A 14,856-nucleotide genomic window follows, 5' to 3' on the forward strand; every position below is an offset into this window, starting at 1 on the left:
AGACCCGACGATCCATATCGCGGGGTCCTACTTCGTTTGCAAATATTGGCGCTCTTCCGATTCGATGCCCCTGTCTCTCAGCTCGCCCTTCTCCACGTCCTGGATACGTTCAAGCCACTGCGACGGAGGATGGTTCATACGGCGCGCCCGATCGAGAAGCTGCGCGTAATGACCGCAATTGTCATAGCCGGCGAGCTTGCGGACGACTTCGATATATTCCACGACCAGCATTCTCGCGTCCGCTGCGGTATAGCCGTATTCGCCTACTAACGCCTCTACTATTCCCCGCTCATACAAGCTTAACCTGACCTGCGGTTTCGCTTTCATGATACATCCACCTGCTTCCCGTATAAATATGATAGCCGACAAGCTTTAAATGCGTTTCCCACCGTTCGGAGCAAAAGACGACCTGGTTGCCGAGCCGGAGCGAATCCAGCTTCCTGCCTTTGCGCGATAGCGTAATCTGTTCATAGAACCAATGCTCATCTTTCTTTAATTGTACTGCTTTATGTACGATTTTTCCAGTGTCGTTGTCCGCCATCGGGCCGATTATAATGTCCGGATGGAATTCGCATGGATCGCTGCCCTTAACCGTCGCCTTGCGGTGAGCGTAGATAAAGGATGCCCATGCCGGCGAGTCGGATAAAAATAACAACGGCTCAACCCGGTCCGGTACCGACGTCAGCTCAACGACGAGCACGCAGGGACGGCCTCCTTCCCATGACTCCTTCGCCGCTTTATGCGACCATTTGCGGGCTTGCGCTAGCGATATCGTCGTATAGAAGCCCTCTCCAAAATCTTTGCCTGGACGCCAATAAGGCGAATTTAACAGCTTTTGCCCAAACGATTGCACCGTTTCGCTTGTCGTTCCGTGATATAACAGCTGCGGCGTCGTTATGTCCACCCTCGTGCTCCCCTCGTTTCGCATGGTTGCTCCTATTTACGCAAAAACCCTACGAATAGAGCAATCGCAGGGTCCTGTTGTGTGCTTTAAGTATGAAATGATAATTGAAGCTTATTTTTTGATAAAAGGAAGGGCCTTCTCGATCGCCTCATCCTCTGTTGCCGCCTTAACGTAACGGCCGTTAACAAAAATGAATGCGTACCTTGCGCAAGGCCCGCAATAGGACTTGCAGCCGACTCGAACTTCCGCGTCAGGCACCAGCTTTTGCAGCTTCGGCACAATCGATTTCATCTTCATGTGCTTGCACTTATCACAAACCCGTATATCGTTAGCCATAATTCATCTTCCTGTTTCAACCGGATACTTATAAATCCTAGTGATCGCCGTGGTTGCCCTTACTTGGATTCGTAACGGCAAAGCCTTCTTCAGGCACATAGAAGTAATCGATGCGGACGCCATCCAGAAATTCATTGCCCTTCTCCAAAATAACGTCGATCCCTTTGTCTGTCGTTACGACTTCATCCTTCTCCGTTGGCTCGTCAATCCCCATGCCGTAATGAGCATGGTCGCCATGCGAGTGTGTAACGTAGACGCGCAGCAATTTACCCGCGTTCTCAGGCTTGTCCAGCTCAACTTGTATAACCTTTGCTGCGTTTTTGGAAATTTTGCAATTCATCGTTTATCCAGCTCCTCTTATCGTTATGCCTTACGGCAATGATCATAATTTCATATTATACTTGGTCTCCATTCTGCGGGCAAACCATTCCGCGAGCAGCATCGTTACCGCGATATCGTCGATAGGCAAAAACGGTAACGGAAGCACGTCCGGCATCACCCAATAAAGCAGTACAGGCACGGAAAAAATCAGCTTGTCCGGCAGTGAAACTTTCTTAGAACGAAGCAGCTGAAAAATACGGACAAACGTCCGCTGCCAGTGGCGCAGCGACAGCAATTTACGCATCAGAAATTCCACCTTTGCTGACCTTTTCCGATTATTATAGCATAAGCACCCCTGTTTACCTACTGCGCACAGACGGCCGAAAGCCGCTAAAGACGAAGCGCCTCTAGCAGCAGCGGCTGCAGCTCTACATAAATATTGTCAAAATTACTCATCGGCAGCGGATTTTCTCCGAACCCCGCTTCTACCGTAAATCCAGGCCTGCGGAACCGGTGGATGAACCAATCCTTATAGCCCGCATCGCTGCCCGCCAGCTTCACCGGCTTATAGCCGCTTACCCTCCCAAGCCTTCCAGCCAGGTGCTCCGCCTCAGCCGGCTCGTAATCGCGGTAATTCCAATAAATTTCCCGTCCCTGCGTATGAAGCGCCATGACAGCATCGAATGCCATCGTCTCCGTGAAACGGGCCATCGCGACCGCCTCCGGTTCGCTTAGCGGATAGGGCCCCGGGTAGTCCCGCGGCGCAGGCCCTTCTATTCCTCTGCGCTTGCACTCCTCTTCCCAAAAGGCGGGAAATTGATCATTCAAATCAATGCCCCTAATGTTGGCCTTCCAGCCGCTGAACTGATCGGATCCTCCGTTCCATTCGTTCAGTTGTCTATGAAACGGATGCGATGGCGGAGCGCCTTGTTGAACGAGCTCTACACCATCGGGGTTAACCATCGGGACTGCCCAGAGCGTCACGTTCCTGCAGAGATCCTCCACTTGCTGACCGCCAATCTGCTCGCCGCTGCAATAAGCTGCGGATAAATCTGCAACGAAGCGCATAAGCAGAGCAGAGGTTATCCATTCGTTCGCATGAAAAGAGCCGTTCATATGAATAAGTCGCGGGCCGCATCCGCAGCGAAGGGCAATCAACGGCTTGCCCATCACGCTTCTTCCGATGACATGCGCCGACAGAAACGGATATCTTCCCGCTAGCTGCCTAACGCCTTCTACTAAATCGAGATAGCCATAGTTTTGTACAGAGTACATAACGATCGCCTCCAGCTGCGTGGATTTGTTCTATCATCGTATGCGCTGTTATATATGTCCTATGAAGCAAACGACAAAAAGAAGCCAAGTCCCTCACAGGACCCGGCTTCTATTCAAACGTTTAACAAATATTCGGCACTTGCCATACGACAGGCGTCATCTGGATATGCTCACCCAGCCATTGCTGGGCAATCGACTTGAACAATAGCGGATTGCCGCTGCAAAAAAACTGGTGCAAAGGCACCATGTCGCCGCGCGCCAGCTTGTTTTTTTCCTGCAATATCGCATTGATCTCCCGCGCCGTCTCGTCTGCCGAGCTGATCAGCTTGACGCTTTGACCCATCACCTCTGATATCGTCTCAGCCAAAAACGGATAGTGCGTACAGCCAAGTATTAATGTGTCCATTGGAAAGTGCCGCAAATGACCGATGGAGCTGCGCACCGTCTCATACGTTTCAGTGGAACGGAATTTTCCCTTTTCAACTAACGGCACAAACCTCGGACATGCCTCGCTGATCACTTGTATATTTGTCGACAGTTCTCGCAAAGCCTGCTCGTACGCGCCGCTCTTGATCGTCGCCTCCGTTCCGATGACGCCGACACAGCCCGTGACCGTAAGGCCGATCGCCGCCCTGGCACCCGGATTAATGACGCCTACAACGGGAATCGTAACTCTTGAGCGGATATCGTCAAGTCCGGCAGCCGTTGCCGTGTTACATGCTATAACAATCATTTTGGGATTAAATTGGATTAGGTAATCAACAATTTCTCTCGTAAAGCGAACAATCTCTTCCGATGAACGCGGACCGTATGGCGTCCTGGCCGTGTCTCCGAAGTAAATAATTTTTTCGCGCGGTAGTTGTCGCATAACTTCCTTGGCAACGGTGAGTCCACCTACGCCTGAATCTAGTATCGCAATCGGTTGCTGCACGAACACACCGCTTTCCTAAACAAAGTGTAATGAATCAAGTCAAAATAGCATATGAATACAGGCACAAAAACGTACCTACATCTTATCGCAGATTCGGACAAGGTTCAACGAAGCGGCATACCTGCAATCATGCGCTGGCTGCTGTTTTTTTGCATGACAAGCTGTTCAAAGTTAGGCTGCTCCCCCGCTTCAATTTCCTGTTGACAATTTAAATGTATATAACTTAATATTTAAATACTTTAACTATTAAATACTGAAACAAAGAGGTGACAATACATGCAGCCACAGACTGATCCGACTTTTGAGCATATCGTCGAACGGTTCAATAAAGCCATGACGACAACACACCGCCGAATCGGATCACTCATTTCGCAGAAGCTGGACAATGATTTGACCGCTCCCCAATGCTTTATATTGAGCATTATTTCGAGCGAGAAGAACATTACCGTATCACGCTTAGCAGAAAAAATGGAAGTGAAGCCGAGCGCCATTACGGTGATGCTCGATCGGCTCGTGAACAACGGCTACGCCGAGCGAATCCACGATTCGAAAGATCGACGCGTCGTGCTCGTGCAGTGCACGGACAAAGGAGCCGAAGCGCTGCAGCGCATAAAGGGCGATGTTGAAGCCTTGCTGAAGCATTACTTAAAGGAGATGGACATAGCGGAGATGCTTCGATTCGTTCAAACGTTCGAGAAAATAGCAGGCGAGCTTTCGAAGGATAATTAACGGAAAGCGAACCGACTGAATAACAGAAGAACAGGAGATAAATACAAATGGAAAATACAAAACAAGCGGCAGCGCCACTCATAGCAGCTGATTCCGCCAACAAGCGGGGTTTGTTGATCATCGGCCTGCTCATCGCGATGCTGTTTGCAGCGCTGGACGGTACAATCGTCGGCACCGCCATGCCGACCATCATCAGGGAGATGGGCGGCTTAGAGCTGATGGCATGGCTGACTACCGCCTACATGCTCACTTCGACCACGATTGTCCCAATTGCCGGCAAGCTCGCCGATCTGCTAGGACGGAAGCTCGTTTATGTCAGCGGAATTATCATTTTCATAATCGGCTCCGCCCTATGCGGCGTGGCTGGAAACATTGAACAGCTTATTATTTTCCGCGCAATTCAAGGCCTGGGCGGCGGTATTATGATGCCGATGGCTATGATCATTATCGGGGACTTGTTTACAGGCAAGCAGCGTGCCAAATGGCAAGGCGTTTTTGCAGCCGTATTCGGTCTTTCCTCCGTGCTGGGACCTCAGGTGGGAGGCTGGATCGTCGATTCTTGGAATTGGCGCTTTGTTTTCTATATTAACTTGCCTGTTGGCGTGCTTGCTGCTGTGTTGATTGCGATTTCGCTTAGCGGCAAGAAAGCAGAAGGCCGCGTTAAATTTGACTGGGCCGGCATTTTCACCATGATTGTCGGCGTAGTCAGCTTATTGCTGGGTCTGTCGCTCGGCGGCAGTGAATTCGATTGGCTGTCTTGGCAAATCATTGGCTTATTCGTTCTTGCCGCCATTTCGCTCACGCTGTTTGTTCGTATCGAGTCGACAACGGAAGAGCCTATTTTGCCAGTTAAGCTATTTAAAGACAAAACGTTTACTATGATCAACGGGATCGGCTTCTTTATGAGCCTTGGCATGTTCGGCGCCATTATGTTCGTGCCGCTCTTCATGCAATGGATCGTCGGCATTTCGGCTTCCGAATCCGGTACCGTCATGATGCCAATGATGGTATCGATGATGATCTTCAGCGTTATCGGCGGTCAGGTCGTATACAAAATCGGCGTTCGCCTGCAGCTTGCAATCGGGATGATCGTCGTAGCCGTCGCGTTCTTCCTGCTCACAACGCTGGACGCAACGACGGATAAGCTGACGGCATCGTCGTTTATGGTTATTTTGGGTATCGGAATCGGTCTCGTTATGCCGCTGCTGACACTCGTCCTGCAGGAATCGTATCCGAAATCGCAGCTGGGCGTTGTAACGTCCTCGAGCACGTTCTTCCGTCAAATCGGCGGCACGTTCGGCATGACTTTGCTAGGTGCCGTCATGAACATGCAATCGAGCAGCCATCTAAAGGAAACGCTGGTACCTCTGCTCGGGCAGCTTCCTGAGGAAGCGAAGCAATTCGCGGAGCAAACCTCGGCAACCGTTGCTTCGAATCCGCAAGCCATTTATTCAACACTGCTTGATCCGAAAGTGCTCGCGCAATTTCCGAAAGAGCTTACAGATCAAATGGTGCCCGTCGTAAAGTCTACGCTTATCGATTCTCTGCATACGGTGTTTTGGGTCGGACTCGTATTCATATTGATCGGAACGGCGCTTACGCTGCTGTTGAAAAACGTGAAGCTCGTTCAGCCGCCGAAGGAAGAAAAGGAATCCGCAGGCTCTGAACCCCAAATGAATCATATCTAGAAGCCCATATTACTAAAAAAAGGCAAACTGCAGGAGACGCGGCTCCAAGCAGTTTGCCTTTTTCTTTTCTTTAAGCTGGCTTCGTCATTCATTAAACGATTAAAATTCTTTCGATGCAGCCGCTTCTGTTTCCCCGGCTTCTACCGCTTCGATCGCGCTTGTTTCTTGTAAACCGCCTGCTTCCGACAGGGCTACAATTTCCGTCGAGTCAGAAATCGCTTCTGTCTCCTCGATGCCTTTGTTTCTTCCCCTTACGCTGCTTACAACGCTGCTAGCCGCTTGCTTCGTTTTGTCTGCGAATTGTGCCGCTTGATCTCCGATTTGCCTTGCAAAACGGCCAGTCGTGTCACTTACTTGACCTGCAACCCTCACTGTCGTATCGCTAACCTTCTGCGCTTGAGCCGAAATATCCTGACGCAGCTCCTTGCCAGGCTTTGGCGCGAGTAACAGAGCAGTAATCGAGCCGACAACTCCTCCAGCTAATGCGCCCAGCAAAAATCCTTTTGATTGTTTACGTGTTGACATTGTAGTCGCTCCTTTCATTGTTAGCGTGCTTTTCGTCTTCTGCTCTTTGATCAGGATTCCGATTCGAATACGGGTTCATGTGCATCTTCAGCAGGCGCCGCTGCCTTTCGGCTAGTTTGCCACAGCTGCCATGCAGTCATTCCTAGCTCAGCCCACTCAAGCGCTTCACCGACCTGCCGCTTTGTCTCATACCGCTTCGCATGCTGCTCAGCCGATTCCGACAATACGGACGTTATGCGCTCGGCTGCCGATGTTGTATGTGCAATCGCTCCTCCAACCTGCCCTGCCGCCTCGAACAGCTTGCTCACCGATTGCAGCTGACGATGCATGACGCGAATCGTCTCCGCTGCCGGCTGTAGGAGTCCGCTCAACTCTAACGACAGCTTATTCAAGTCCTGTCGCATCGACTCAGCAGAAGCTTGCAATTGCCCCAGCCTGCTAAGCGCTGATCGTAATGCTAACAGTATGCCCGCTACCAAAACGACAAATGCGCCTGCAGCTATCGCCGCGCTCCATGTAACTATGTCCGCCATGCCCATATCCCTCCTCCTCAATCAATTGCAGCGCTCATCGTACGCGCTTCTAGACGAATGCCCACTTGCGTAATGACAGTATAAGCAGCATGGGCTTGTCATGACACAACCGAAATGAAAATCGTCTATTCCTATAACAAATAAAAGGATGCCTCAGCAAATCTTCTCAGATCTGCTAAGACATCCTATCGTTCTCCCATTTATTCCGTTAACCGATATTAACCGATATGATAGCTGCACTTGCCTCCGCCCTTAGCCAAACATTCCGTACGTTCCACGGGCACATCTAGCAAGGATTTAAACAAGGAAAGCTCGCAGCTGCACGCCTGCTGGTATTTACCGGCAACCTGTGCGATCGGACAATTATACTCAAATAGCATATAGCTGCCATCGCTCTGTGTTTTCACTTCAGTCATGTAGCCTCCGGCATTCTGGATGGCAGCAAGCTCGTTTACCTTCTGCTCCAAGCTCTTGCCCGCCATACGCGGCTCATAACGTTCAAGCAGCTTCTTCTTGCGGCCTTCAAACATCCGGTCAATAAGCGCTGCAGTATCCGGGTCATCCGCCAGCTCGCCGAGCAAATCGAGTGCAAGCAAATGATAATTTTTTGGAAAAAGCTCATCTGCCTGAGCTGTCAGTTCGTAGGCGTGGAGCGGTCTGCCCATTGCCTGACGCACAGATATGATGTTGACGCTGCCTTCGCTCTCCAGCGTATACATATGCCGCCGAATTGCCATCTCCGTTAATTCGAGCTCACTCGCTATGTCGCCAGCGTTCATTCTGCCGCCTGTTTTCAACAGCATCAATATACGCTCGCGCGTAGAGCTATCTTTTCTAGACTCTGCCGCTTTCATCCGCTTCAACCCTTCACCACCTCTGCAGGCTTGATAGCGACATTGTATCGTATTTTGACTTTTTCGTAAATCAATCTAATCGAGCTTACTTAGCAAGAACCTCTATTTGGCAGCAAAAGCTCATTGCCCCGCTCTACAGCTCGCGTTCCAAATACTCTTCAACCGATTGCTTGAAGGCTGGCAGCAGCGTGGAAAGGGTATGGGAAAGCGGATGAAGCTCCGTTCTCTGCCAAATATAATAATCCTGAACTAACGGTTTGCGCAGCTTCACGAGATCGATCAGCGTTTTCTCCATATCGCCCGGAAAAGCGCCTGCTTCTCCCGTAATTTCGATGATGTCCTCATAGCTGCTCGCATCCCGCAAAATAAAGCCGTCGATGAGGAAGCTTCCGACATCCGTTACCGTTTCAACGGCCAGGTGCAGCGCTCTCTCCTGCGCCAATCCTTCAAGCACCGTGCCCTGCCAATTTGCGGCAAGAGACTGCAGCGCTGATGCGATTTCAGCAATTGAATCCAACCGCACGGCAATTTGTTCGCGATTTACATAATACATCAATCAGTCGCCCGCTTTCAGCCTTACTTCTTTTTTTTCGCCTTGCGTTTAAGCCATGCTACCATAATAATGCTGCTAAAAATAATGACCAGCAAATACGTCATCACTTCATAAACGTCTCTCATGTCGCTCATAAAACGTTAACCTGCCTCTCAGCTTTCAAAATCAACGCTGACGGAAGCTTCGCGGACTTGCATCATGTGCTCGATCACTTTTTTATGTACAGGGTGCACCTGATAAACCTCGAGCGCTTCCAATGATTCGAATTTCGTAATAAGCGCGATATCGTAAGAGCGCTCCGAATGCAGAACATCGATACCCACTTCGATCGACTTCAACACTTCAATCTTGCCTTCCATATCTCTAAGTACCTGTGCGGTACGCGCTACGCTCTCTTCACTGCCATCCTTAAGCTTAAAAAAAACGATATGAGTAATCATTTTTATTTCCTCCTCTGAGTTGCATGACTTTCGTCCTTTTGTCACATAATAACCTATGCAGTCGCATTACGGCAATCTTTAACGAGAAGGAGATCGGTACGTTATGCGCTATCCGGTTACAATTGTTGCTACATTTATTGGACTCGCAATCTGCTTGTTTAATTACACGGGCTATGACCCGCACAATTTTGTTTTTTTCATGTTCAGCATTCCCTCATGGGTCGTTGATTTATTTATCGACGTGCATGAGGTAAGCGTTCTGCTTATGTACGCTCTTACCGTAATCACGTGGGCGCTGCTCGGCTTTATCGCCGACGTGCTCATCGCACGCGGCCGGGAAAGCGAGCGTCATCCCCGTTCAGCGCGATAGCTGTTCATTTCAACAAAAAGGAGCCTTTCGGCTCCTTTCGCATTTTTACAATCTGTAAATCGTTTTAGCTTTAGGCTGCTTCAACGATTAAAGTGGAATGCATCGTTGTGTGTCCTTGCCCGCATGGAATGGAGCAATAGATCTTATATGTGCCTGGCTTCGTAAATTCCAAATCCGTTTCCGGGTGGTCGTTATCCAGAGCTACTTGAAGCTCATCAATATGTAGCCCGTGAATACCGCTTTTATTCGAAAGCTTAAGTCTAACTTTGTCTCCAACCTTAACTTTGTACTCTGGTTGATCAAATACGAAATCATTGGATGCTACTACCTTCATTAAAGTCATACCTTCTGGCAGCGAGGCTGACTCGTCAACCGGCTTAGCAGGCAAGGCGAATGTGAGCAAATATAAGCCCAGCAACGACGCCGCTGCAAATAAAGTAAACATAATCCACTTATGCATTGCTATGTGCTCCCCTTTGCGATCATAATGTCTACCTCTTATATTACATAAGATCGTCCGAAGTTCTCAACCTTAAACTTCGGAAAGAGGAAAAGTTTTTTTGTTATTTTGACAAAACCATGAACAAATTCAAAATCAGCTGGACAAATACTGTTTTAACACGCGTTCGGACTCCGCCTTCACAAAGCCCCACAGCATAAAAAATCGGTGATGGTAGCCCCGGCAAACGTACTCGGTGTGCAAGCCGTCCGTTTCGCGCTTCTCCTCGTACACTTTAATGCCCATCTCTCGAAACTGCCTTCTGATGGCAGCGAGTTCAAGCAGCACCCGGTCCTGCAAGCCGCGCAGCATAGATTCATAAAACCGCGGCAGCTTAATGGCTGAAGTGCCGATCACACGAATATCATGGTCCAAAATACGCATTACGATTCCAAGCAGCACGTAACGCTTCACCAGCACGAGCTCTTCCTCGGTCTGTATCGGCGGATGCGCAGCCGTTCTGACTCTGCCGCGGACTTCTTCCTCATTTGCGGCCATTGCCACCCCTCCAAACAAGAACATCTGTTCTTATTATAGCCAGCGGCGGCGATTTCATGCAAGCTAAATTGCGTTTATCCAAAAGTTACTTCTTATCCTTAAGCACTTCGATTATTTTGCGGAGCCGCTCAGGAAGCGGCAGACCGATCCGGCCATAATTTTCCGTAATGGAAATCAGCTCGTTGGCGATATAAAAATAGATGGCGGCGCCCATCGTCACATTGCTCGTCTCAAGCAATATATCGATTCGATGAGCGAGCAAAATAACGAGCAGCATTAAACCTTTTCGAGTCAAGCCCCATGCTCCAAAAACGCTATTTAAGCCTCTTCCCTCCTTGATTGATGCCGCGACCCCCGTAACATAATCGATGCCCATCGCAACTACTAATAAGGTAAGAGACTCTACCCAGCTGCCGAAAGCAAACGTAATGACTGAACCAACCAGACCGAAAACGGAACATAGCCAAATTAAGGGCATTATTCACCACACCTCCTTCATTTAAATGTGCAATATTATATGCATAAGAGGCGGTGGTTGTCCGTCTTCCCGTAAGCCGGCAGGCCGTTTTCTATGAAGCAGGGTTTTAACTTCAAATATTTTCATATTGGAAAATGCTAGGAAAGATAGTATGGTTTATAAAGCAATAATTTAGAGCGAGGGTGACAGGCATGCAATTATTTTTGAAACTTACGATCAAGTTGCTTCGTCTAAACAATTACTTTGTCTTCTTACTTACATTATTGCTCGTATTTATCGGATCTACGATTGCTTTCCTGCTTGAACCGGATACCTTCGGCCATTGGTTTAATTCGTTTTGGTGGGTTATGACGACGGTCGCGACAGTCGGCTATGGCGATTTCTTCCCAAAGACGGTGCCCGGCAAAGTGCTTGCCATACTGCTATACGTGTTCGGAATCGGTCTGCTCAGCCTGTTAATCGGAAAAATTATCGATTCGATCGCTGAACTTCAGCGCAGAAGAGAAGGTGGAAAATTGAAATTTCAAGGCCGGGACCATATCATCGTCATTAATTGGAGCAAAAAAGCGCAGCTTGCGGCCCAGGATTTGCTGGATTCGGATGCTAAGTTGGCCATCATTATTATCGATAACAGTGATAAGCATCCGTTCGACCAACAGCGGGTCCACTTCGTGAGCGGCGATCCAACATCGGCTGACGTGCTTGAGCAGGCTAACATTCATTCGGCCCGTTCAGCGATTATTTTTGCCGATCCGAATATTGATGACACCTCGCTCATCGACGGCAAATCGCTGCTGATCGCTTCAAGCATTGAACAGGCGGCTCCCGCTGTCCATACGACGGTTGAAATCATACTGGAGAAACATATTCTCAATTTCCGGCACGTACAAGTAAATGATTTTATTTTATCGCATGATGCCGTTTCCAGACTGGCCGTACGATCTGCGTTAAAGGAAGGCAATGTGGATATTTTCATGCAGCTGCTCAGCAGAAAATATGGCGAGGACGTATTCGAGGTTGCCGTAGATCCGGGTTGGTCCACGTATGGCGATGCCTTCCAAGCGCTGCTGCGCAAAGGCGCCACCCTTATCGCGGATCGCGCCGACATGAGCATTAACCGCAAGCTAGACGCGCCTATACCGGCCGCTGCCCGCTTATTCGTTATTTCGAATGACGAGACCATCATGAAGATTAGATCAGAGAGGCGGTAGTAACGATGAATAGCACGCTGACCTACTTGGAATGGTCGGAGGAAGAACAACGCGTAGAACGAACCATTATCGAAGTCGATGTAACGCGAGACGATATTTTTGTACGCAAGCTCGTAAATGCAACCATATTCCGCAATAGCGTATTCGAGCATACGGCTAACGAATGCGAGGACGGCAAACGCCATCATATTTATGCTAAGCCGTATAATGAATCCGACGATATCGTATACGGGCAGGCGATTCGCGCGGCCCTTTATGAATACGTCACCATCTCCCCTAATATGGAGGTCGAATATTTGCTGTGGAACGGCTACCGCTTTAATCCTTGTACGCTGGCGCAGCAATCCCCGGCCAGCCTGCTGGCATTCGCCCAGCTTCTGCTTGACCATTATATTGTGAGTGAACAGAGAACCTATGAGACGATCTATACCATCTATGATATGGATCGCAGCAAGCTTGTCGTTTTTTTGAAAGGGGTGAACTTATAGATGGGTGATGAGCAGGCACAGCAGCGGGCAGCCAGCAGAGCTTCAAAGGAGGCTGCAGCGGCAGCCGGCGCCAAATTTAAAGCGAATAGCCAGAAAGCGCTCGCTTTCGCCTTGATGCTAACCGTACCCGTCGCTCTCAGCGGCTGCAATACGGCAAACTCTACAGATTGTAACGACTACGACAATAACGGCTACTGCGATAATAACAGCGGCAGCAGTCGCAGCACTTATATTTCAAACGGCCAAACGTATAAAAAATCATCCAGCTACAAATCCGGCTCCAGCTCTTCAAAAGGCTTCGGCAGCTCCGGCATTAGCAGCGGCAGCAGCGGAGGTTAAGCACGTGCAGCGCGTCATTCCGCTTTCACTGTCCCATGGCGAGCTGTTTCAGGGCGAGCTTGCCCTGCGAATTCCATACCATCGCATGTATGGCAAGCAGTACTGCCTGCCAGCCGTAACGCTGTACACACAGGCTGAATTCGAGGAGCTTCAGGCCGCCTCAGAGCAAGTCGACCAGATTTACACAAAGTCGCTGCGGTTTGCGCAGCAGCATTTGCCTGATGCTTTTCTAATCGGGCAATTAGGCATTCATCCCTCTCTGGTCCCTGCGGCGCGTATGGAAACGCCTTCCCACGGGGTATCCCGGCAGGACTGGATCGTAACGGCGCATGGGCTTAAATGTATCGAAAATAATACCGACACCCCAACCGGCATTCCGGAGACCGCTTTTCTAGGAAATGCAATCGTCAGCCGTTACACCGCTCACCGCTCCGCTTCCGAGAAAATGCGCAATGCGCTGAAGGACGCGTTCAAGAAGCTTATCGCCCACTACCGAAGCGAAGGCTTAACGGGTACGATCGCTTGCACCTGCTACGATTGGCATATTGAAGATAAATGCAATACGGAATATGTGATGGACGTGATTCGCGAGCTCGGCTATTCCGTCCTATTCGTACCGCTCGACCAGCTCGTTATCGTGGAGGGCGACGGCTTGTACGGCGACGGCCAACGCATCGATATTTTGTACCGCCTCTATCCGCTTGAATATTTAATTCATGATACCGGGGCGGACACCGGCTTGCCGATCGGTGAAGCGCTTATGGAGCTCGTGGGACTCGGCCGGCTTGCGCTCATTAATCCGCCGCAGAGCATTATTACGCAAAGCAAAGGCTTTATGGCGCTCATCTGGGCGTTATATGAACGGAACGAGCAATCGCGGGACGTGCTCGGCCATCCGCTTTTTGGCGGGGCAGAGCTTGAGATCATTCGCAAATACCTTCTACCCACTTATTTTGAGAATACGGTATTCGTTCAGCAGCATATTCCTTATGTCGCCAAAAGCTACTGGGGTCGCGAAGGCAAGGGAACGGCTCTCTATTCAGGCGACGGTACGCTAGAATCTGAAGAGTGGGGTCATCAGGATTATGGGGAAGAAGCGGAGGAAACGAGACTGTACTACAGCGAGCAGCCAAAAATCTATCAACAGCGCTTTGCGATGGAAGAAACCGACGTAGATACCGACGAGGGTAAGTTCCATGGCTGTTTATTAACCGGCGTTTATGTCATCGGCGGCTCCTTCGCAGGCCTGCTCCCAAGAGTCGGCGCCAAAATTACAGGCGATATGGCTTACTACTGCCCCGCCGCCATTAGAGACTAACCGCGGCATCGGCTTACGAAGCTAGTTTTGCATCACAAAACTTTGAGGAGGATCAATAATGAATGAATTTTGGCAAAATGCCGCTAATGTTGGGATCGGCCTCGTTCTCCTGCTCATCATTCTAGGCGTGGGAGCATTCGTATTCAGTAAACTAACCCGTTATAACGATTCCGAGGAAATCAGCAAAGGCAATCAGGCTGCAGGCATGTACATGGGCAGCAAGCTGCTGGGATTGTGTATCATTGTTGCAATGGTTTCGTATAGCTCCCATTCGTGGGTGTCGATGCTTATCTGGTCTGCCATCGGCATAGCCATTCTGTGCTTGGTCTACCTTGTCTTCGATTTTCTTACGCCGCGCTTTAAAGTGTGTGATCAGATTAAGCAGGGCAATCTTGCCGTTGCTCAGCTTCTCCGCTCCGTCATCATCGGCGTATCCATCGTAATCGGCACGTTTCTGATGTAGCAGCGTCTGGCGCATTCAAAAGAAGGGCAACCATCCAGCAGCAATTTCTGCCGGGCGGTTGCCCTTCTTTGCTCACACTGGCCTCTAAGCACGCGGATCAAAC

At 49.7% G+C, this 14,856-nt stretch carries 23 protein-coding genes; 8 read left to right on the plus strand and 15 right to left on the minus strand.

What is annotated here, in order from left to right; genetic code table 11:
• Positions 1-27: 27 nt before the first annotated feature.
• The 7 genes from AC0YNZ_RS08005 to racE form a co-directional block, all read right to left on the minus strand.
• Positions 28-327 carry a hypothetical protein gene (locus AC0YNZ_RS08005; protein WP_475826078.1) on the minus strand — a complete coding sequence of 100 codons (300 nt, stop codon included), beginning with the start codon at positions 325-327 and terminating at the stop codon, positions 28-30.
• The gene (locus AC0YNZ_RS08010; protein WP_475826079.1) at positions 290-904 is read right to left on the minus strand and encodes a DUF3990 domain-containing protein; all 615 of its coding nucleotides are present in this window, start codon (positions 902-904) and stop codon (positions 290-292) included. Before AC0YNZ_RS08010 ends, AC0YNZ_RS08005 begins: the two co-directional genes overlap by 38 nt.
• A 111-nt stretch (positions 905-1,015) precedes the next feature.
• The gene (locus AC0YNZ_RS08015; RefSeq protein ID WP_110773755.1) at positions 1,016-1,240 is read right to left on the minus strand and encodes a DUF1450 domain-containing protein; all 225 of its coding nucleotides are present in this window, start codon (positions 1,238-1,240) and stop codon (positions 1,016-1,018) included.
• 37 nt (positions 1,241-1,277) lie between these two features.
• Entirely contained in the window at positions 1,278-1,580 is a 303-nt protein-coding gene (locus AC0YNZ_RS08020) for an iron-sulfur cluster assembly accessory protein (RefSeq protein ID WP_110773756.1), read from the minus strand.
• A 42-nt stretch (positions 1,581-1,622) separates the two neighbouring features.
• Positions 1,623-1,865, minus strand: coding sequence for a hypothetical protein (locus AC0YNZ_RS08025; RefSeq protein ID WP_475826080.1), 243 nt, complete (start codon positions 1,863-1,865; stop codon positions 1,623-1,625).
• Positions 1,866-1,951: 86 nt separating this feature from the next.
• Positions 1,952-2,836 carry a M14 family metallopeptidase gene (locus AC0YNZ_RS08030; protein ID WP_475826081.1) on the minus strand — a complete coding sequence of 295 codons (885 nt, stop codon included), beginning with the start codon at positions 2,834-2,836 and terminating at the stop codon, positions 1,952-1,954.
• Between the two features lie 121 nt (positions 2,837-2,957).
• Positions 2,958-3,767 (minus strand): glutamate racemase, encoded by an 810-nt coding sequence (gene racE / locus AC0YNZ_RS08035; RefSeq protein ID WP_475826082.1) that lies wholly within the window; start codon positions 3,765-3,767, stop codon positions 2,958-2,960.
• Between the two features lie 276 nt (positions 3,768-4,043).
• Here racE and AC0YNZ_RS08040 point away from each other — a divergent pair, with 276 nt between their 5' ends.
• Both AC0YNZ_RS08040 and AC0YNZ_RS08045 read left to right on the plus strand, forming a co-directional pair.
• Entirely contained in the window at positions 4,044-4,496 is a 453-nt protein-coding gene (locus AC0YNZ_RS08040; RefSeq protein ID WP_475826083.1) for a MarR family winged helix-turn-helix transcriptional regulator, read from the plus strand.
• A 47-nt stretch (positions 4,497-4,543) separates the two neighbouring features.
• Positions 4,544-6,184: an MDR family MFS transporter gene (locus AC0YNZ_RS08045; protein WP_475826084.1), complete on the plus strand. Its 1,641-nt coding sequence runs from the start codon at positions 4,544-4,546 to the stop codon at positions 6,182-6,184.
• 99 nt (positions 6,185-6,283) lie between these two features.
• Here AC0YNZ_RS08045 and AC0YNZ_RS08050 read toward each other — a convergent pair whose 3' ends face one another.
• The 5 genes from AC0YNZ_RS08050 to AC0YNZ_RS08070 all read right to left on the minus strand — a co-directional run bounded on the left by AC0YNZ_RS08050 (position 6,284) and on the right by AC0YNZ_RS08070 (position 9,089).
• Complete coding sequence (locus AC0YNZ_RS08050; RefSeq protein ID WP_475826085.1) at positions 6,284-6,709, minus strand: YtxH domain-containing protein; 426 nt, start codon at positions 6,707-6,709, stop codon at positions 6,284-6,286.
• Between the two features lie 50 nt (positions 6,710-6,759).
• Positions 6,760-7,242 carry a DUF948 domain-containing protein gene (locus AC0YNZ_RS08055; protein ID WP_475826086.1) on the minus strand — a complete coding sequence of 161 codons (483 nt, stop codon included), beginning with the start codon at positions 7,240-7,242 and terminating at the stop codon, positions 6,760-6,762.
• Between the two features lie 218 nt (positions 7,243-7,460).
• The gene (locus AC0YNZ_RS08060) at positions 7,461-8,096 is read right to left on the minus strand and encodes a helix-turn-helix transcriptional regulator (RefSeq protein WP_475826168.1); all 636 of its coding nucleotides are present in this window, start codon (positions 8,094-8,096) and stop codon (positions 7,461-7,463) included.
• A gap of 133 nt (positions 8,097-8,229) precedes the next feature.
• Positions 8,230-8,649, minus strand: coding sequence for a DUF86 domain-containing protein (locus AC0YNZ_RS08065; protein WP_475826087.1), 420 nt, complete (start codon positions 8,647-8,649; stop codon positions 8,230-8,232).
• Between the two features lie 152 nt (positions 8,650-8,801).
• The gene (locus tag AC0YNZ_RS08070; protein WP_110773763.1) at positions 8,802-9,089 is read right to left on the minus strand and encodes a Dabb family protein; all 288 of its coding nucleotides are present in this window, start codon (positions 9,087-9,089) and stop codon (positions 8,802-8,804) included.
• A 103-nt stretch (positions 9,090-9,192) separates the two neighbouring features.
• On the opposite strand from AC0YNZ_RS08070, the gene AC0YNZ_RS08075 reads away from it, so the two are divergent.
• Entirely contained in the window at positions 9,193-9,459 is a 267-nt protein-coding gene (locus tag AC0YNZ_RS08075; protein WP_475826088.1) for a hypothetical protein, read from the plus strand.
• A 70-nt stretch (positions 9,460-9,529) separates the two neighbouring features.
• Here the strand turns inward: AC0YNZ_RS08075 and AC0YNZ_RS08080 are convergent, their stop codons facing one another.
• The 3 genes from AC0YNZ_RS08080 to AC0YNZ_RS08090 form a co-directional block, all read right to left on the minus strand.
• A complete protein-coding gene (locus AC0YNZ_RS08080; RefSeq protein ID WP_475826089.1) occupies positions 9,530-9,919 on the minus strand; it encodes a cupredoxin domain-containing protein in 390 nt (129 codons plus the stop codon).
• A 135-nt stretch (positions 9,920-10,054) separates the two neighbouring features.
• Positions 10,055-10,456, minus strand: a complete 402-nt coding sequence (locus AC0YNZ_RS08085) for a YhjD family protein (protein ID WP_475826090.1) — start codon at positions 10,454-10,456, stop codon at positions 10,055-10,057.
• Positions 10,457-10,541: 85 nt separating this feature from the next.
• Positions 10,542-10,934: a phage holin family protein gene (locus tag AC0YNZ_RS08090; protein ID WP_475826091.1), complete on the minus strand. Its 393-nt coding sequence runs from the start codon at positions 10,932-10,934 to the stop codon at positions 10,542-10,544.
• A gap of 191 nt (positions 10,935-11,125) precedes the next feature.
• Here AC0YNZ_RS08090 and AC0YNZ_RS08095 point away from each other — a divergent pair, with 191 nt between their 5' ends.
• Genes AC0YNZ_RS08095 through AC0YNZ_RS08115 form a run of 5 tightly spaced genes read left to right on the plus strand, consistent with a single transcriptional unit; the run spans position 11,126 to position 14,753 of the window.
• Positions 11,126-12,145, plus strand: a complete 1,020-nt coding sequence (locus tag AC0YNZ_RS08095; RefSeq protein WP_475826092.1) for a potassium channel family protein — start codon at positions 11,126-11,128, stop codon at positions 12,143-12,145.
• 5 nt (positions 12,146-12,150) lie between these two features.
• Positions 12,151-12,633 (plus strand): hypothetical protein, encoded by a 483-nt coding sequence (locus tag AC0YNZ_RS08100; protein ID WP_475826093.1) that lies wholly within the window; start codon positions 12,151-12,153, stop codon positions 12,631-12,633.
• Positions 12,634-12,972, plus strand: a complete 339-nt coding sequence (locus tag AC0YNZ_RS08105) for a hypothetical protein (protein ID WP_475826094.1) — start codon at positions 12,634-12,636, stop codon at positions 12,970-12,972. It begins immediately after the preceding gene.
• Between the two features lie 4 nt (positions 12,973-12,976).
• Complete coding sequence (locus tag AC0YNZ_RS08110; protein ID WP_475826095.1) at positions 12,977-14,290, plus strand: glutathionylspermidine synthase family protein; 1,314 nt, start codon at positions 12,977-12,979, stop codon at positions 14,288-14,290.
• 58 nt (positions 14,291-14,348) lie between these two features.
• On the plus strand, positions 14,349-14,753 hold the full coding sequence (locus tag AC0YNZ_RS08115; RefSeq protein ID WP_475826096.1) for a DUF350 domain-containing protein: 405 nt from the start codon (positions 14,349-14,351) through the stop codon (positions 14,751-14,753).
• Positions 14,754-14,856: the final 103 nt, after the last annotated feature.

The organism is Paenibacillus sp. J2L1-98, from assembly GCF_056269405.1.